Source organism: Candidatus Chloroploca mongolica (genome assembly GCF_004762035.2).
GTDB classification, from domain to species: Bacteria; Chloroflexota; Chloroflexia; order Chloroflexales; family Chloroflexaceae; genus Chloroploca; species Chloroploca mongolica.
Genome location: NZ_SIJK02000086.1, coordinates 1 through 15,469, shown reverse-complemented (window position 1 = coordinate 15,469; position 15,469 = coordinate 1). Strand labels below are relative to the sequence as shown.

Here is a 15,469-nt window from a genome sequence, read left to right as displayed (position 1 = left end):
ATTATACGAGGGGTCTTCCGTGCGGATCAGGGCAGATTCCTCACTCCGCTCCGCTCCGTTCGGAATGACAGAGGACACGCTGTAGCCGACAACACGGCTTGTTTCTCAGGAGCGCAGCGAAGGCTCTCAGGCGTCTCGACGGCAGAGATGCTTCGCTGCGCTCAGCATGACACGGCTGGGCGCATGCCAGAAAACGTACGTTACAGCCTACTGAATGACAGAACAATGAGACGCGTCTGACACGGTGTTGTGGTAGGCGCGTTTGTCATCATTTGATCATCGCACGATCTTCTCAGCCTTTCTGCAAGCCTCTAGAATCGGAAGCAGAACGACAGTGGTGCCACTATGGGCACCCCTTGCATAGAGCCTATGGAACTGGCATGGCCCTGCGGTTGCTGCCAGCCACAGCGCAAGAGTTGAGGAGATCATGATTACGCAGACGATCGAGAGGTGCGCTCACCCAAAATCTAGTGTCATCCACCGCGCCCCATCAAAGCAGCGCCACGCGCACGACACCCCATCGGTGGTTGATGCAACCTTGCTAGCCGAGATGGACTTGATGACGCTGGTACGCTGCTGTGCAACCGAAAGCGAGCGCTTCTATCGGGGTCAAGCCCACAATACATGGTACAGCTACGAACTCTTCCGGCGGGCGCTGGTTGAGCGTGACGAACAAGCCTGGGCACAGTTGTATCAGCACTATAGCGCGCTTGTTGAAGGGTGGATTCGACGGAGTGGGGCCTTCGTCAGCAGTGGCGAGAGCAGCGAGTATTTTGTCGTCGGTGCCTTTACCAAATTCTGGCGGGCGATTGGGCCCGAGCGCTTTCCCTCCTTTCCCACCCTGGCTGCCCTGCTGCAATACCTGCAACTCTGTGCGACGAGCGTCGTCATTGATAGCGTGCGCGCTCAATCCTGGTCAGAGATGCTGCCCGAAGAGACCCTGATCTACCATCACGAAAACCTGACGGCACCTGATGAAGAGGCCGTCAATCGCGTTGACCGACAGGAATTCTGGCGTTTCATTGATGAGCAACTGCAGAGCGACGTCGAACGGATTGTTATCTATAGCTCGTTCGTGCTTGGTCTTACCCCACGAGCACTCTATGGGCAACACCGTGAGCTCTTCAACTCGGTCAACGACGTCTACAACGTCAAGCGCAATGTGCTAGGGCGCTTGAGTCGCAACCAGCAACTACGTCAACTCATCAGCGAATAGCTATCGGTAAAATCCAGGCTCAAATTACGTTTCATACCATGCGGGACAGATGGCAAGACCGGCCATGAATGCCAGGAGCGCAGAGGTATGAGCATTGAGGAGTATGGTAACGAAGGCTGCATCGACTCGCCAGCACTGAGCGGGATCGCCCTGCTTGCGGTTGCTGACGGGGAAGCAGACGAAGAGACTCTCGCCCACGTACGCACATGTTCGCACTGTAGCCAGTGGGTCACACGCTTGCGCAGGATGCAAACACTCTTACGCCAGCGGCTCTACCGACTCGAGTGCCCTTCAACCGAGATGCTTGTTGACTATTGTCAGGGGTTGCTTGACGCAGAAGAAGCAAGTGCCATCAAACAGCATCTCGAGTACTGTCCACACTGTCGCGCCGAAGTCAACCTGTTAGAGGCGTCGCTCATGCCAAATGAACTGGCTGGGCAACCATCATTTTACCGCTGGACACTGCTGCCTTAAACAACAAAAACTGCCAGCCTTGCTGGCAGTTTTTGCTGTACTGACCGAGCCAGTTTAGGCGAAGTGATCGGCAATATAAGCCGTCAGGTTGGCAATGCGCACCGAGTAGCCCCACTCGTTATCATACCAGCAGATGACCTTGAAGAAATCATCGCCCATGTTGTGGGTGAGGGGCAAGTCAACCACGGTACTGAAGGTCGTACCGATAAAGTCGCTACTGACAAGCTCTTGATCGCTGACGCCAAGAATGCCTTCGAGCTCTTCGCTCTCGGCGGCCTCACGGAAGGCGGCATTGATCTCTTCAACGCTCGTCGGGCGATTGAGCATCACGGCAAAGTCGACCACCGAAACGGTCGCCGTAGGCACACGGATCGCATAGCCGTGGAACTTGCCCTTGAGCTCGGGGATGACCAGCGCAACAGCCTTGGCGGCACCAGTGGTGGTGGGCACCATATTAACGGCGGCAGCACGGGCACGGCGCAGATCCTTATGGACATTATCCTGCAGGTTCTGATCCATCGTATAGGCATGGATCGTGGTCATCAAACCACGCTGAATGCCAAACCGATCATTGAGCACCTTGGCCACCGGGGCGAGACAGTTGGTCGTACAAGAAGCATTAGAAATGATATGATGGTTGTCGTGGTCGTATGATGTTTCATTGACGCCCAGACAGATCGTAATATCCTCACCCTTGGCAGGCGCGGTGATAATCACCTTTTTGGCCCCTGCGTCGAGATGTGCTTTGGCCTTTTCGGCTTCGGTAAAGCGCCCGGTTGACTCGATGACAATATCGACACCCATCTTGGCCCAGGGGAGGGCAGCGGGGTCACGCTCGGCGAGCGTTGCAATCTCATAGCGAGTATCGTCATACTCCACGATGAGTTGATCTTCGGTCACTGTCACCTCGCCATCAAACGGGCCATAGGTCGAGTCGTAACGAAGCAGATGTGCAAGGGTCTCGTTGTCGGTCAAATCATTGATCGCGACGATCTCGAACTCGTCGGGATGATTTTCCAGCATTGCTTTGAAGCTCTGCCGACCGATCCGGCCGAAGCCATTGATCGCGATACGCACCATGGAGAGAGCCTCCTTCCCATTCGCGGTTATTCAGTGCCTTTCCTCCAACTGATGCCACTATTTTTGTAGCTGTCTACCTTGACTATCAGTGAGGGATCGAGCATAGGGGCTATTATAGCATGCTTTATGCGCTGCGATCAGGGAGTTTTGGTTTTTCCTATGGGAACCCAGCCCGGTGTGCGGGCAGGGGTTCCATACGAATGCAGTGACGCGGCTGGTGCGCGATTTGGGGGCCTGCGGCCCCTAGATACGAATACATATGTGTTTGTATCTAGAGTAAAAAATATGCTATAATTGGTAGTAATTATCGGGTAAGGAGCACCCCATGGCTCTGAGCATAACGGTTCTGGTGTTGCTGGTGCTGACCGGGATAGTTGGTGGGTTGCAGGGAATCCGGCGAACGATGCCCACCCTGGCGGGGACATTGCTGGCCGCGATTGTCTTTGACCTGTGGCATGTGCGGCTCGGCGAATGGTTTAGCGCAACCTTTCAAGCCACCCAGACTGAATGGCCCCTCTTTTTGCTGATTACACTCGGGTTTCTCACCATTACGGGGGTGATTGGCTATGGAGGCAGCAGTTTGCTCCGTCCCAGGCGAACACGGGTGCAATCAGTGAGCCTCTTCAGCCGTCTGTTTGGGGTCGTACTCGGCGTTGTGAATGGTGGGTTGCTGCTTGGCTACCTGCTGCGTTATGCCGAACAGATCTGGGGTGCCAGCGCGACCCAACTGATTGCCGACTCGGCCCCGGCTGATTTTCTGGTACGCGGGTTGCCCTGGTTTGTGCTGGGCCTGGTCGCGAGCACGATCCTCTTTATTCTCGTGCAGCTTATCCGCAATGGGCTTGAGCATCAGGCGGCACGAAAGACTTCGGTAGCCGAGGCACCAAGCCTCTCGGAGGCTGATCGCCGGTTGAGTGAGAAGATCGAGCGTACGATTGGCAAGCGTTAGCGTGTGGGTAGAGGCGCGGGGGTTTTAACGCAGAGGCGCAGAGGGAGCAAGAAGTATTTTTACTTTATGCGCTCTGCGCCTTTGCGTCTTTGTGTTAGGACATATTTAGAATTAAAAAGAGATCGCTTTATCACCAAGGATGGTACCAGGCCAGATGCGAATGCCGCGCTCGAGGCGATTTTCGGCCCCAAACGAGCAATCGTCACCTATGATGGCCCCATCGGTGAGGTAGGTTTTGGCCCCAATGGTATTGTTGGCCCCCAGCACACTATTGCGAATCGTGACCCCCTCTTCGAGGATGTTTTTCTCCCAGAGAATCGCCCCTTCGAGCGAGACATCAGTTCCTAGTTGGCAGCCAGGCCCGATAACGGTCGGGCCAATAATGCGTGCGCCGCGCCCGATCACCGTGCCATTGCCGATGACCACGGGGCCAACCACCTGCGCGGACGGGTGGATCGTCGCATCACCTTCGACCCAGACACGATCGGCAATCTGCTCGCCACGAAAATCATACTTGACTTTACCAATGAGAATATCATGGTGAACATCAATATAGGTCTGCGGTTTGCCAATATCCGTCCAGTAGGCCCGCGTTGAATAGCCATACATTGGATCGCCGATCTGCATGATGACGGGGAAGAGGCCACGCTCAAACATATAGAACTGATTGGGTGGCACATAGCGCAGCACCTCGGGATCGATGACATAGGTACCGGCATTGATCAGATTGGTCGTAATATCCTCAACCCGCGGCTTCTCGAGAAAACGCTTGACCCGATCATCGCGCTCGGTCTCCACCAGGCCAAACTGGGTCGGATCTTCCACAGGCGTCAACGCAATCGTCACTTTGCTCTGCTTTTCTTGATGGTAGGCGAGCATCGCCCGCAGATCAAGATCGGTCATCACATCACCATTAAAGATAAAGGTTGGCCCATCGAGCAGATGTTCAACATTTTTCACGGCCCCTGCCGTACCACGGGGTTCGGGTTCCTCGACAATATGCAGTTTCATCTCAAGACGCGAGCCATCACCAAAGGCATGCCGAAAGCGTTCGGCCAGATACTGCACGGCCAGAACGACTTCAGAAATGCCCTGGTCACGCAGACGCAAGAGCATCCACTCAATAAAGGGCTGATTCACGAGCGGGATCATCGGTTTAGGAGTATTGCAGGTCAAGGGTCGCAGACGAGTGCCAAGACCACCAACGAGGATGACGGCTTTCATACGTGCTCCTTAGCGTCATTGCAGACTGATGTTGTCTGAGAGAACCGACTTACATAGAAATAGAACGAGGCGAAGAAGATATTCTTCCGAGGGTTCACATTTTTGAGGCATATCTGAGGGGACACATGGATCATAATGACGCCACGACCTGAGCACGCCAGAAGTCAAGAATATCACCGAGGGTCTGGCGCAAAGGGATCTGAGGTTGCCAACCTGTCGCCTCGTGCAAACGGGAGGCATCACCAACCACCAGAGGAATATCGATCGGGCGCATTAACTCGGGATTTTGGCACACTTCGATCTCAATGCCACTGGCTTCGAGCAACATATCGAGCAGGGCACGGATCATGACGGCCTGACCCGAAGCCACATTATAAACGGCCCCGGCCTCACCGTTTTCAGCAGCGAGCGCATACGCACGGACAACGTCACGGACATCAGTGAAATCACGACGGGCGCTGAGATTGCCAACCTGGAGCGTCGCAGGTTGAAGGCCGCGCTCAATGCGGGCGATCTGGCGCGCAAAGGCGGCAGTGACAAAACGCTCGTTCTGACGCGGGCCAATATGGGTAAACGGGCGCAGCCTGATCGTATCGAGGCTGTGACTCAAATGATATTGATAGGCCAGCAGGCCCTGGGAAGCTTTGCTGACGCCATACGGATTGGTCGGGCGCAGGGGCGTCTGCTCGGTCAGAGGCAGATCGGCCTGGGTAATCAAGCCATACTCTTCATTGGTACCCACCACGAGCACGCGAGACGAGCTACGGAGCGCGATCAGGGCGAGAAAGATATGCAACGCACCAAGCGTATTGGTCTGAAGGGTCGCCGCAGGATCGCGGAACGACTCGGGCACAAAAGGCTGGCCAGCGAGATGATAGATCACCGCCGGCTCGGCCTGTTCAACGGCGCGAAGGGTCGCCGCAGCATCAGTGAGGTCGGCATGGATCTCGTGAACCTGCCCAGCGAGAAAGGGCGGCAGGCGACCGGGCGCACGGGTCACGCCCCAGATCTGCGCCTTGCCCTGGGCAAGCAAGTATTCAGCCAGATAGCTGCCAACGAAGCCATTGATGCCGGTAATAAGCACATTCATGACACTACTATAGCCGATTTTTGGCAGTTGACAAGCGGAAGCGGCGGGTTTTTTGACGCAAAGGCGCAAAGGCGCAAAGGTGTTAGATCTTTTGCCCCGTAGGCGCAGCGGCGGGTTTTTTTGACGCAAAGGGGCGAACATTTCGCTTGAACTGATGCACCGCTTACAGTCGATTCATTTCTGGAAAACCACCAGGCGGCCTCAGACAAACACCATCGCGAGTAAAAAGCCGAGCAAGCCGAGGGAGCCACTGAGATAGAGCCCGCGCATCGCCTGACGCCCCTCGGCAGGTGTTTGACTGCGCAGGAGTCTGACGACAAAAAAGATGATCAGCAGATTCGTGACAAGGATAGTCAGCACTTGCTGGAGCAGCAGATTGCCGAGCACAACGACGAGCAAGGTCACTACCACGACAACACCGAAGAGCACTGCCGCAACGCGCAGCGCAGTGGCGCGGCCATAGACCAGGGCCAGCGAACGTGAACCGAGGTACTGATCGCCCTCGGCATCCATCGCATCACCGGCGATCTCTTCGGCGAGATCAAAGCAAAACGTGATGCCCGCGAGCAACCAGATCGCTGGATGCCAGAGCTGACCGACGCTGATCCCGCCAAGGAGAAACGTACTACCCACTGACGTACTAACCATCAGATTGCCCCACAACCCGGTCGCCTTAAACTTGGCGTTATACGCAAAGCCAAGCAACCAGATCAAAACACTTACGCCAAACGCCACCGGGCCCAAGATCCACGCTGCGCCAAGGCCCAGCAGAGCCGTCGCAAGGCCAAGCGCCATCACCTCAAACGGGGTAAGTAGACCAGACGGCAGCGGACGCTGGGGCGCATTGATGCGATCAACTTCGCGATCAAAGTAGTCATTGGTAATCAACGCCGAAGCTGAGAGCAAGAAACCACACCCAAAGCCGAGGCCCACAAGGGACAGAGCAGGGAGACGGCCCAGGGCCACGACCTGCCCAATGACCACACACAACCCCGCCGCCAGCGGGAGTTCAGGGCGAAACAATTGCAGTGCGCCCTTGAATTTTTGCCCTAGTGTTACTGACTGTTGCATAGGCCCTCCTTGACGGGTATGATACCAAATTCACACCTTCACTATGGCAAGCTAGATGCAAATCCTCTGCAAATAAGGCGTGTTTTTGACGCAAAGGCGCAAAGGCGCAAAGGGTTGCGATCCGTTGCCCCGCAAGGAGGCACAAGGGTTGCTGCGCCCAGGTGCGTGCATGAGTGATGGGAGCAGACAAGACCTAGCTTCTGTAAGCTTGCCCACAAACAGGGGCGGGTTGATCAGCTAGAGTGGAGAGGTGTCCCCTATGCTTGATTGATCGACGAGGTACTTGTTATGGATCGCGCTCTGCTCTTAGTGGGGTTGGTCGGCATTGTGTTGATGGGGTGCGGCACGGCGACGGTTGCGCCATCAGCGACGGTTGCGCCTGCCACGCCAACGCCTGCCCCTCTTGCAACGGGGTCGGCTCCGGCGACAGGGGCGGCGCCTTCGCCAGTCACACCGGCCCTGTTGCCCGACGAACGCCTCCCGGATGGCGCGGGTGAGTTCACGACTGATTTTAGCCACCATACGGTTCCGTACGATGAGATTTTGTCGGGTGGCCCGCCCAAAGATGGCATTCCGGCCATTGATACGCCCCAATTTGTCAGTGTAGCGGAAGCCGATGCCTGGTTGGCGCCGCAAGAGCCGGTCGTGCTGGTAGCGCTTGGCGAAGACGTGCGTGCCTATCCGCTCCAGGTTTTGATGTGGCACGAGATTGTCAATGATACGGTTGGCGAGCAGCCTGTCGCGGTGACCTTCTGCCCGTTGTGCAATACGGCGATCGCGTTCGACCGGCGCGTTGGCGAGCAGGTGCTCGATTTTGGCACAACGGGGCGGTTGCGTTATAGCAATTTGATCATGTACGATCGTCAGACCGAAAGTTGGTGGCAACAGGCGACAGGCGAGGCAATCGCCGGCACTTTTGCTGGTTCGCGGCTTAGCTTTGTGCCAGCGACCATCATTGCCTGGGAGGAGTTCTTGACGATTTATCCCGATGGTCGCGTGCTTTCGCGTGAGACGGGGTTTAGCCGCAATTATGGGCGCAATCCCTATGCTGGCTATGACGATGTGAATCGTCCACCCTTCCTGTACGATGGGCCGACGACGCCAGACATACTGCCAGCGACGGCCCGCGTATTGACCGTTGAGTTGGCAGGCGAAGCGGTGGCCTACCCGTACGAGGTGCTGTCCGTGGCGCGTGCGGTGAATGACACCGTGGGCAACGAGCCGATTGTTGTGCTCTGGCAAGCGGGAACGGCCTCGGCGCTGGATGCTGACTCGGTGGCGGGAGGGCGTGACGTAGGCACTGCCGCTGCGTATCACCGAGTGCTTGATGGGCAGCGTCTGACCTTTGCGTTCGACGGCGAACGCCTGAGAGACCAGGAAACGGGAAGTAGCTGGGATGTGCTTGGGCGGGCTGTTGATGGACCTCTTGGGGGTGCCCACTTAGATCCCGTGGTTGCCGTCAACCATTTCTGGTTCTCGTGGGCAGCTTTTCGACCCGACACGAGGATCTATCGCTAAGCTTCCGGGAAGCTCTCAAGCTTCCCGGAAGCTGTCTCGACTCAGGTATGCTATACTCCTGCTATCAAGCGGTATTGGTGATGAGGTGATAGTGTAATGCCTCAGTATCACATCGAGATTACGGACGAAGCAGAGCACGATTTATCGTATTACCGGGCATACGAACGAAAAGCGATCACTGATGGGATCCTTACCCAATTAGCGTATGAGCCACATCAGGAAACCGTAAATCGCAAGCGATTACGCGATAATCCGATTGCCACGTGGGAACTGCGCATCGGGAAGTATCGGGTGTTTTATGAAATTGAACACGATGATACAGTGGGACCGGATGATGCGGCGCTGGTCATCATTATTTCGGTTGGGCATAAAGAGCACAACGTGCTGTACATTCGTGGAAAGGTGGTCAAGCTATGAAACACCTCGACCTGACAGATGAATCGGTCGATATGCGGCAGTTTTTGGAATTCATTCAAGAAGGGCCGGTGGTTCTGCGTGCGCCGAACGGGAAAGAATACTTGATCGCAGAAGCTGACGATTTTGCGGGCGAGGTGGAACAGCTGCGGAATAGTTTTGCGTTTCAGCAGTTTCTTGATGCGCGCAGCGCACGCGGGAAATCCCGACGTCCCCTCGCTGCCGTTGTGGCAGAAATTGATGAAGAACTAGAAAAAACCGGGCGTCCATGATTATCTACTGCGTAAACATCCGTGAATGACTTGGCCAACCTCCCTTAGCCTCGCGGCGGCAATGACGTTGCATAGGCCACGCCCTGCATCACCCACGACTGCAGGGCTTCGTCCGACGCGAGCCCTGCGGGGGCCACGACAACAATGCCGTTCATCGTGCGCCCGGCGAGCGAGCGAATGCGCGCATATGGTTGCGCCAGCGCCTCGGGATAGCGCTCGGGGCCAACCCGTACCAGCAATTCGTCACCGAGGATCGCGCAGCACATGTTGCCGGCCAGCATAAACGCCAACCCGCCAAACATCTTGCGTTCACGCAACGCAGGCTGTTCCGCTAGCATCTCCCGCACCCGTCGCGCTAGATTGTCATCAAACGCCATCGTTCGGCTCCTTTGACCTGGGTGGCCCTATGTTACGCATCTGTTGGAATTGTCCGCAGATGACGCAGATTACGCAGATTATGTAGATTCGCGCAGATTGAGAACCATGCGCTTGTATGTGAGACTTTTCGCACCAAAGTTTAAGAGCAGGCCCTTTTGTTTGCCACTGGCCTTGAGATAGTTGATCAACTGGGCCTCTTCCCTGGTTGTGAGTTGCTCAAGTGCCTTCAATTCGACAATCACAGCATCGAAGCAAATGAAGTCGGCACAATAGTGAGTGTGAAGCATCTGGCCTTTGTAGTAGATGCGGATCGCTGCTTCACGCTCGTGGGCAATGCCCTGACGAATAAATTCCAACTCCAGCGCTTCCTGATACACGGCCTCCAGAAAGCCATGACCTAGCTCGCGGTGAACGGCCATGGCCGCGCCAATAATTGCATGCGTCTGTTCGTCGCGTTTCTTGTCCATACTGTATTGTCCGCAGATGACGCAGATTTCCGCAGATTACGATTCAGATCATAATCTGCGGAAATCTGCGTAATCTGCGGATACTCTACTAACCTTATCCACGCGCCCGGTTGCATTTGACACGATCGTGATCCATTATAGATCAACGCTGTGATGCTGCCGTGGAGCATGACGGAAGGTAGCATAGACAGCAGATACGCCTCGTAGCATAGCGGAACGTGGGTGAGGATGGTATCATCGCGGTGGAGCAGGGATGGAAGTACGTATAGCAGGCAGAAGTGCGGTAGAGCAGATATAGAAGTACGTTTCGCAGGCGAAAACGGCGTTTACTTCATGTTGGGCGGTACTCAACGAACTATGGCTAAAACAACACCCGTAACGATTGTGAATGTCGGTTACCGCTCAACCAACTATTGGGTTGTAAGCGCGGGTAGTTCTCGCTTACTCGTCGACATTGGCTGGCCAGGGACCCTTGGAACCATGAAGGCGAACCTCAAGAAGATGGGCGTCCCTCTCCATGAGATCCGCTACGCCCTCGCCACCCACTATCACATTGACCATGCGGGTCTTGCCGAGGAATTGAAACGGGAAGGCGTTTCCCTCCTCGTACTCGATGTCCAGAGCGACGCCATCCCCATCATGAAGACTTGGACCAAGCCATGGGACAAATACGTCGATATTACACGAGATGGCAACGTCACCATCTCATTTGACCAGAGTCGTCAGCTCCTCAGCCAGATCGGAATTGCAGGAGAAATCCTGCATACACCCGGCCACTCCGATCATTGTGTCTCGCTCCTTCTCGATGACGGCACAGTCTTCACCGGGGATCTTCCGCCGGAAGCATATGCCTTCGACAACCCCGTGGCTCTGGCAAGCTGGGGACTTCTCCGGGCGCATGGCGCCACGCGGGTGTATCCCGCGCACGGTCCAATCAGGGCGATAGATGAAACGCCAGACCAACGATCATCCGCATGATGTTCTTGGCGTTCGCGCTGCCCAACAACGGCATGAACCCGACGCGCTCCGCTATCGCTCCGCGCGCGGGTTATGCCGGCCGGTTCGGCCGCCATAGCCAACGTCTTCTCCATATCGATACCACTGGTTGTCAACACCACCCCCACGCCAGTACAATCGGTGTATAATATCGGCAGGAGGTGGCTATGCAAGACGATGCTTTGCTGGAACGGATTACACTCGACCCCCGTGTAATGGTTGGTAAACCCGTTATCCGTGGAACCCGGCTGACCGTCGAATATATGCTCAAATTGCTGGCTTCGGGAGCAACCATCGCTGATATTCTTGATGAGTATCATGGCCTCACTCCCGATGATATTCGTGCATGTCTCCTGTTCGCCACCAGGGCGCTAGAAGCAACCACCTTCATGCCCTTGGTAGCGACGGAGGGGTAGATGCGCGACCCTCCAACGATTGTTGCACCAGCATGCTGACCAATTACCGGGCCAGTTCGTCGTCGTAACCGAAAAGCGGGTACGTTTCGCCCGGAAACCCTCCTAAGCTGCAGCCCAACAAGCGCGTGTAGCTGATCGGCTGGATCGGAGCGATTTTGGCATCCAGAAGCAGTTCAAAGGCATTCCCGGTCTATCAGGGCACCCGCAAGGGCACCCCTTGCGGGTGCCCCGCCCCGGTACGGCCATCCCTTGCGGGTGCCCCGTTGTATCCGATTTCGTATGATGCAATCGCCCTATCTTCCACCAGCAACGCCCTTGACTACTGGTATAACTCGGGTTATACTCATTGGTATGAAGACGGCGATATCCATCCCTGATGCCTTGTTCAAGGCAGCTGAAGAGTACGCTCGTGCGCAGGGGCTCTCGCGCAGCGAGCTGTTCGCCCGTGCCCTCCAAGTCTATCTCGACGCCCATCACACTGCGCAGATTACCGCCGCACTCGACCAGGTCTACGACGCAGAATCAAGTACCCTCGACCCGGCATTCAACGCAGCCCAGCGGCGCCTTCTTGCGGGGGACGATTGGTAATGCAACGCGGTGATGTGTGGTGGGCAAACCTTCCCGATGCCAGTGGGTCAGGCCCGGCGTTCCGTCGCCCGGTGCTGCTCGTTCAAGCCGATGCATTTACGCGGAGCCGTATCGCAACCGTCATCGTTGCCGTGATCACGAGCAATCTCCGGCTCGCAGCCGCACCAGGGAACGTCGTGCTCCGGGCACGCGAGTCCGGCTTACCCAAAGACTCCGTGATCAACGTGTCGCAACTCATCACCCTCGACAAGACGGAGCTTGATGAGCAGGTCGGACAGGTCTTGCCGACAACGCTCGCGGACGTCGATCACGGCTTGCGCGTGGTCCTTGACCTGTAGGTAAAGTCTCCCGGAACGCAGTTGACGACCTGAAGCGTTTCCTCTCCCCAACGCGGCCCAACATTGCGTGCAGCCGACTCGCCGGAAGCGGGGCGACTTTCTGCGCTGGTATGAAGTAGACTGCGTTCCAGCTTGGGAACATCAGTGTCAGTCCGCCGGCGCGCGACTGACAGCCTGGCGTTGGCTAGCAAGGGTGTCGGCTGCGTAGAGTGAGTGCGGCGTGCTACAATAGATACCGGATACCTGCCAAGGAGAATCACGGATGGATCTTCGTATGACGACCAGGATGGATAAGCGCCACTTCTCGATCGTCTCATTGTCTGAGGAATCGGGCGATCAAGCGTATTGGCAGCAACAACACCCGCTCGACCGAATCGCCGCTCTGGAATTGATGCGTCAGGTGATGTATGGCTACGATATTACTACCGCCCGACTTCAAAGCGTTCTTACAATTGCTGAACGACCATCAAGTTGAGTATCTACTGCTTGGTGGCTATGCGGTTGGGTACCATGGTTACCCGCGGGCGACGGGCGATATGGATATTTGGATCGCCATGCATCTTGATAATGCGGATCGGGTGGTGGCGGCGTTACATGCGTTCGGATTTGCGGCACCGGAAGTCACCTCAGCGCTCTTTTTGGAAGCCAATAAGATTATTCGGATGGGAAACCCACCGCTGCGCATAGAAGTCTTAACGAGTGCGTCAGGGGTGGATTTTTCCGCGTGTTATGCGAAGCGCATTTTGGAAATCATTGACGGTGCGGATGCGCGCATATGGTTGCGCCAGCGCCTCGTGATAGCGCTCGGGGCCAACCCGTACCAGCAATTCGTCACCGAGGATCGCGCAGCACATGTTGCCGGCCAGCATAAACGCCAACCCGCCAAACATCTTGCGTTCACGCAACGCAGGCTGTTCCGCTAGCATCTCCCGCACCCGTCGCGCCAGATTGTCATCAAACGCCATCGTTGGGTTCCTTTGACCTGGGTGGCCCTATGTTACGCATATGCGGGAATTGTCCGCAGATTACGCAGATTTCCGCAGATTACGATTCAGATCATAATCTGCGGAAATCTGCGTAATCTGCGGATACTCTACTAACCTTATCCACGCGCCCGGTTGCATTTGACACCTTCGTGCTCCATTATAGATCAACGCGGCAATCTGTAATCTAAATGGTTTGGGCGGCTCACCACCTTCGCTCCATCTTGACATAGATTTACTGGCATGATAAATAGTCATACCAGACATAGTATCAACGAACGTATGCCCTTCCCGAGGGCACGTTAGCGTAATGGTCTTCTACTAAGGCCATGAAGAACGTGCTAGAATAGTACTTGGATACGGAATGGTGCTATACCTACGGGTCTGATGGAGGAAACCATGACGGTGACACTTTCCGATGAAGCCCGGCTCAAGGCACTTCTGAAAGAAGCGCTGGTTGAGGTGCTTGAGCAACGGCGCGAGTGGTTCTCTGCACTTATGGCCGAGGCGCTCGAAGATAGCGCATTCGTGCAGGCTATTAAAGAAGGGGAAGCGACTGAGATCGTCAGTCGGGATGAAATCTTTGCCCTTTTAGGTGCCAAGCAGTGAAGATCATCTTCCGTCGGAGTTTTGCAAAAGACCTGAAGAAGATCCGTATTATCGCATTCGGATCGGCGATTACCGGCTTGGGCTGTTCGTCGAAGACGACACGATAACCGTCGTGCGATTCCTTCATCGCCGTGACATCTATCGCTACTTTCCATAAGCAAGCGTGAGCAAACCGCATGTATGGATGCATCGATGCACCCATGCGACAGACGCCGCTTCGGTGCGCAACGCAGCATTGTCTTCGGCGCATGGCGGCACACACCTGGTCGCGCATGCGGCGTGGATGGGAACGAGGCCAGCTTTGCAGGCCTCGTTCCCCAAAGACAACAAGAGCACAAGTGCAAATGTATAGAGGAGTTTCTGCGATGAGAAATCAAGCTGATGCGTTGATAAACGAGATGGTACCGTCATACGCAGCCGATCTGGCGGCGACAATTGCGCCTGAGCGCCTGGCGCGTTCGCAGGCCGTGAGTGCAAAGCTGGTCGAGGCGCATATCGAACGCAATGCCCTTGGCGTCGGAGCAGTCGCCCCGGATTTTCTGCTCCCAGATGCCAGCGGGTCAATGGTTCAGCTCAGTACGCTGCTGGCGGAAGGCCCGGTAGTGCTCGCTTTCTACCGAGGGGCCTGGTGTCCCTACTGCAACCTGCAACTCCGTGCCTATCAGCGGGCACTTCCGCAGATCCAGGCTCGTCACGCAACGCTGGTCGCCATTTCGCCTCAGTTGCCCGATGGCTCGCTGACCACGGTTGAACAGAATGAACTCGCTTTTCCCGTGCTCAGCGATGTTGGTAACAAGGTGGCGCAACAGTATGGGTTGGTCTTTCAACTCGATGACGACGTGCGCGAACGCTATCTTGCGATGAAGATTGATCTTGAGCAGAGCAATGGCGATACGAGTTGGCAATTGCCTATGCCGGGAACTTTTGTCATTGGGCGCGATGGCATCATTCACCTGGCTTTTGTTCACCCTGACTATACGCGGCGCCTTGAACCAGCCGCGATCCTCGCTGCGTTATAACATGACGTTCGTTTTTTTCGTACGAAGGTGGCGGTGTCGTTGGCCAAGGTTCGGGGCACAAGCGTCGCGGCATGGGGATGGGTTGCTGGTTCAGTGCCCGCACCAAGGGGGGCCAACGCCAGCCATGTCATTCCGAACGGAGTGAGGAATCTTCCCTGCGGCGCATGGAAGACCCCTCGCTCCGCTCGGGGTGACACGGCAAGCGCAGCGGGGGGCAACGGCAAGCGCAGCGGGGGGCAACGGCAAGCGCAGCGGGGGGCAACGCCATCCATGTCATTCCGAACGCAGTGAGGAATCTTCACGGCGGTGCATGGAAGACCCCTCGTATAATAGTATCTATCGATCCTGGATGCTGGTGAGAACGAAA

The 15,469-nt window shown here is 56.0% G+C and carries 21 protein-coding genes; 14 read left to right on the top strand and 7 right to left on the bottom strand.

Annotated features, from left to right (window positions below; translation table 11 throughout):
- Positions 1 to 427: 427 nt before the first annotated feature.
- Both EYB53_RS23575 and EYB53_RS23570 read left to right on the top strand, forming a co-directional pair.
- Positions 428 to 1,216 (top strand): RNA polymerase sigma factor, encoded by a 789-nt coding sequence (locus EYB53_RS23575; protein WP_135481731.1) that lies wholly within the window; start codon positions 428 to 430, stop codon positions 1,214 to 1,216.
- Between the two features lie 87 nt (positions 1,217 to 1,303).
- A complete protein-coding gene (locus EYB53_RS23570; protein WP_135481729.1) occupies positions 1,304 to 1,690 on the top strand; it encodes a zf-HC2 domain-containing protein in 387 nt (128 codons plus the stop codon).
- A gap of 54 nt (positions 1,691 to 1,744) precedes the next feature.
- Here EYB53_RS23570 and gap read toward each other — a convergent pair whose 3' ends face one another.
- Positions 1,745 to 2,770, bottom strand: coding sequence for a type I glyceraldehyde-3-phosphate dehydrogenase (gap, locus tag EYB53_RS23565; protein WP_097652427.1), 1,026 nt, complete (start codon positions 2,768 to 2,770; stop codon positions 1,745 to 1,747).
- 325 nt (positions 2,771 to 3,095) lie between these two features.
- Between gap and EYB53_RS23560 the strand changes: the two genes are divergently transcribed.
- Complete coding sequence (locus EYB53_RS23560) at positions 3,096 to 3,719, top strand: CvpA family protein (protein ID WP_135481727.1); 624 nt, start codon at positions 3,096 to 3,098, stop codon at positions 3,717 to 3,719.
- 111 nt (positions 3,720 to 3,830) lie between these two features.
- On the opposite strand, the gene EYB53_RS23555 is transcribed toward EYB53_RS23560, so the two are convergent.
- From EYB53_RS23555 to EYB53_RS23545, 3 genes are all read right to left on the bottom strand, one after another.
- Complete coding sequence (locus EYB53_RS23555) at positions 3,831 to 4,943, bottom strand: nucleotidyltransferase family protein (protein WP_135481725.1); 1,113 nt, start codon at positions 4,941 to 4,943, stop codon at positions 3,831 to 3,833.
- Between the two features lie 130 nt (positions 4,944 to 5,073).
- Positions 5,074 to 6,033 carry a GDP-mannose 4,6-dehydratase gene (locus EYB53_RS23550; protein ID WP_135481723.1) on the bottom strand — a complete coding sequence of 320 codons (960 nt, stop codon included), beginning with the start codon at positions 6,031 to 6,033 and terminating at the stop codon, positions 5,074 to 5,076.
- 201 nt (positions 6,034 to 6,234) lie between these two features.
- Complete coding sequence (locus EYB53_RS23545) at positions 6,235 to 7,104, bottom strand: UbiA family prenyltransferase (RefSeq protein ID WP_135481721.1); 870 nt, start codon at positions 7,102 to 7,104, stop codon at positions 6,235 to 6,237.
- A 288-nt stretch (positions 7,105 to 7,392) separates the two neighbouring features.
- On the opposite strand from EYB53_RS23545, the gene EYB53_RS23540 reads away from it, so the two are divergent.
- The 3 genes from EYB53_RS23540 to EYB53_RS23530 all read left to right on the top strand — a co-directional run bounded on the left by EYB53_RS23540 (position 7,393) and on the right by EYB53_RS23530 (position 9,308).
- On the top strand, positions 7,393 to 8,622 hold the full coding sequence (locus EYB53_RS23540) for a DUF3179 domain-containing protein (protein ID WP_135481719.1): 1,230 nt from the start codon (positions 7,393 to 7,395) through the stop codon (positions 8,620 to 8,622).
- A gap of 96 nt (positions 8,623 to 8,718) precedes the next feature.
- Entirely contained in the window at positions 8,719 to 9,039 is a 321-nt protein-coding gene (locus tag EYB53_RS23535; protein ID WP_097651933.1) for a type II toxin-antitoxin system RelE family toxin, read from the top strand.
- Positions 9,036 to 9,308 (top strand): hypothetical protein, encoded by a 273-nt coding sequence (locus EYB53_RS23530; RefSeq protein ID WP_135481709.1) that lies wholly within the window; start codon positions 9,036 to 9,038, stop codon positions 9,306 to 9,308. The genes EYB53_RS23535 and EYB53_RS23530 overlap by 4 nt, the downstream gene beginning before the upstream one ends.
- A 44-nt stretch (positions 9,309 to 9,352) precedes the next feature.
- Here the strand turns inward: EYB53_RS23530 and EYB53_RS23525 are convergent, their stop codons facing one another.
- Positions 9,353 to 9,685, bottom strand: a complete 333-nt coding sequence (locus EYB53_RS23525; protein ID WP_135481707.1) for a TfoX/Sxy family protein — start codon at positions 9,683 to 9,685, stop codon at positions 9,353 to 9,355.
- Positions 9,686 to 9,763: 78 nt separating this feature from the next.
- Complete coding sequence (locus EYB53_RS23520) at positions 9,764 to 10,153, bottom strand: GxxExxY protein (protein WP_135481705.1); 390 nt, start codon at positions 10,151 to 10,153, stop codon at positions 9,764 to 9,766.
- Positions 10,154 to 10,510: 357 nt separating this feature from the next.
- Between EYB53_RS23520 and EYB53_RS23515 the strand changes: the two genes are divergently transcribed.
- The 5 genes from EYB53_RS23515 (at position 10,511) to EYB53_RS23495 (ending at position 12,966) form a co-directional block, all read left to right on the top strand.
- Complete coding sequence (locus tag EYB53_RS23515) at positions 10,511 to 11,131, top strand: MBL fold metallo-hydrolase (RefSeq protein ID WP_097651937.1); 621 nt, start codon at positions 10,511 to 10,513, stop codon at positions 11,129 to 11,131.
- A gap of 185 nt (positions 11,132 to 11,316) precedes the next feature.
- Positions 11,317 to 11,565, top strand: coding sequence for a DUF433 domain-containing protein (locus tag EYB53_RS23510; protein ID WP_097651938.1), 249 nt, complete (start codon positions 11,317 to 11,319; stop codon positions 11,563 to 11,565).
- Between the two features lie 351 nt (positions 11,566 to 11,916).
- The gene (locus EYB53_RS23505; protein WP_097650331.1) at positions 11,917 to 12,153 is read left to right on the top strand and encodes a ribbon-helix-helix protein, CopG family; all 237 of its coding nucleotides are present in this window, start codon (positions 11,917 to 11,919) and stop codon (positions 12,151 to 12,153) included.
- The gene (locus EYB53_RS23500; RefSeq protein ID WP_135481703.1) at positions 12,153 to 12,491 is read left to right on the top strand and encodes a type II toxin-antitoxin system PemK/MazF family toxin; all 339 of its coding nucleotides are present in this window, start codon (positions 12,153 to 12,155) and stop codon (positions 12,489 to 12,491) included. The genes EYB53_RS23505 and EYB53_RS23500 overlap by 1 nt, the downstream gene beginning before the upstream one ends.
- Before the next feature lie 262 nt (positions 12,492 to 12,753).
- Positions 12,754 to 12,966 carry a hypothetical protein gene (locus EYB53_RS23495; protein ID WP_205712748.1) on the top strand — a complete coding sequence of 71 codons (213 nt, stop codon included), beginning with the start codon at positions 12,754 to 12,756 and terminating at the stop codon, positions 12,964 to 12,966.
- Positions 12,967 to 13,195: 229 nt separating this feature from the next.
- Here EYB53_RS23495 and EYB53_RS23490 read toward each other — a convergent pair whose 3' ends face one another.
- Positions 13,196 to 13,456, bottom strand: a complete 261-nt coding sequence (locus EYB53_RS23490) for a TfoX/Sxy family protein (protein ID WP_135481701.1) — start codon at positions 13,454 to 13,456, stop codon at positions 13,196 to 13,198.
- 417 nt (positions 13,457 to 13,873) lie between these two features.
- Here EYB53_RS23490 and EYB53_RS23485 point away from each other — a divergent pair, with 417 nt between their 5' ends.
- From EYB53_RS23485 to EYB53_RS23475, 3 genes are all read left to right on the top strand, one after another.
- A complete protein-coding gene (locus tag EYB53_RS23485; protein ID WP_135481699.1) occupies positions 13,874 to 14,083 on the top strand; it encodes a hypothetical protein in 210 nt (69 codons plus the stop codon).
- Positions 14,070 to 14,240 carry a type II toxin-antitoxin system RelE family toxin gene (locus EYB53_RS26800; RefSeq protein ID WP_135481697.1) on the top strand — a complete coding sequence of 57 codons (171 nt, stop codon included), beginning with the start codon at positions 14,070 to 14,072 and terminating at the stop codon, positions 14,238 to 14,240. The genes EYB53_RS23485 and EYB53_RS26800 overlap by 14 nt, the downstream gene beginning before the upstream one ends.
- Before the next feature lie 208 nt (positions 14,241 to 14,448).
- The gene (locus tag EYB53_RS23475; RefSeq protein WP_205712747.1) at positions 14,449 to 15,102 is read left to right on the top strand and encodes a peroxiredoxin-like family protein; all 654 of its coding nucleotides are present in this window, start codon (positions 14,449 to 14,451) and stop codon (positions 15,100 to 15,102) included.
- Positions 15,103 to 15,469: the final 367 nt, after the last annotated feature.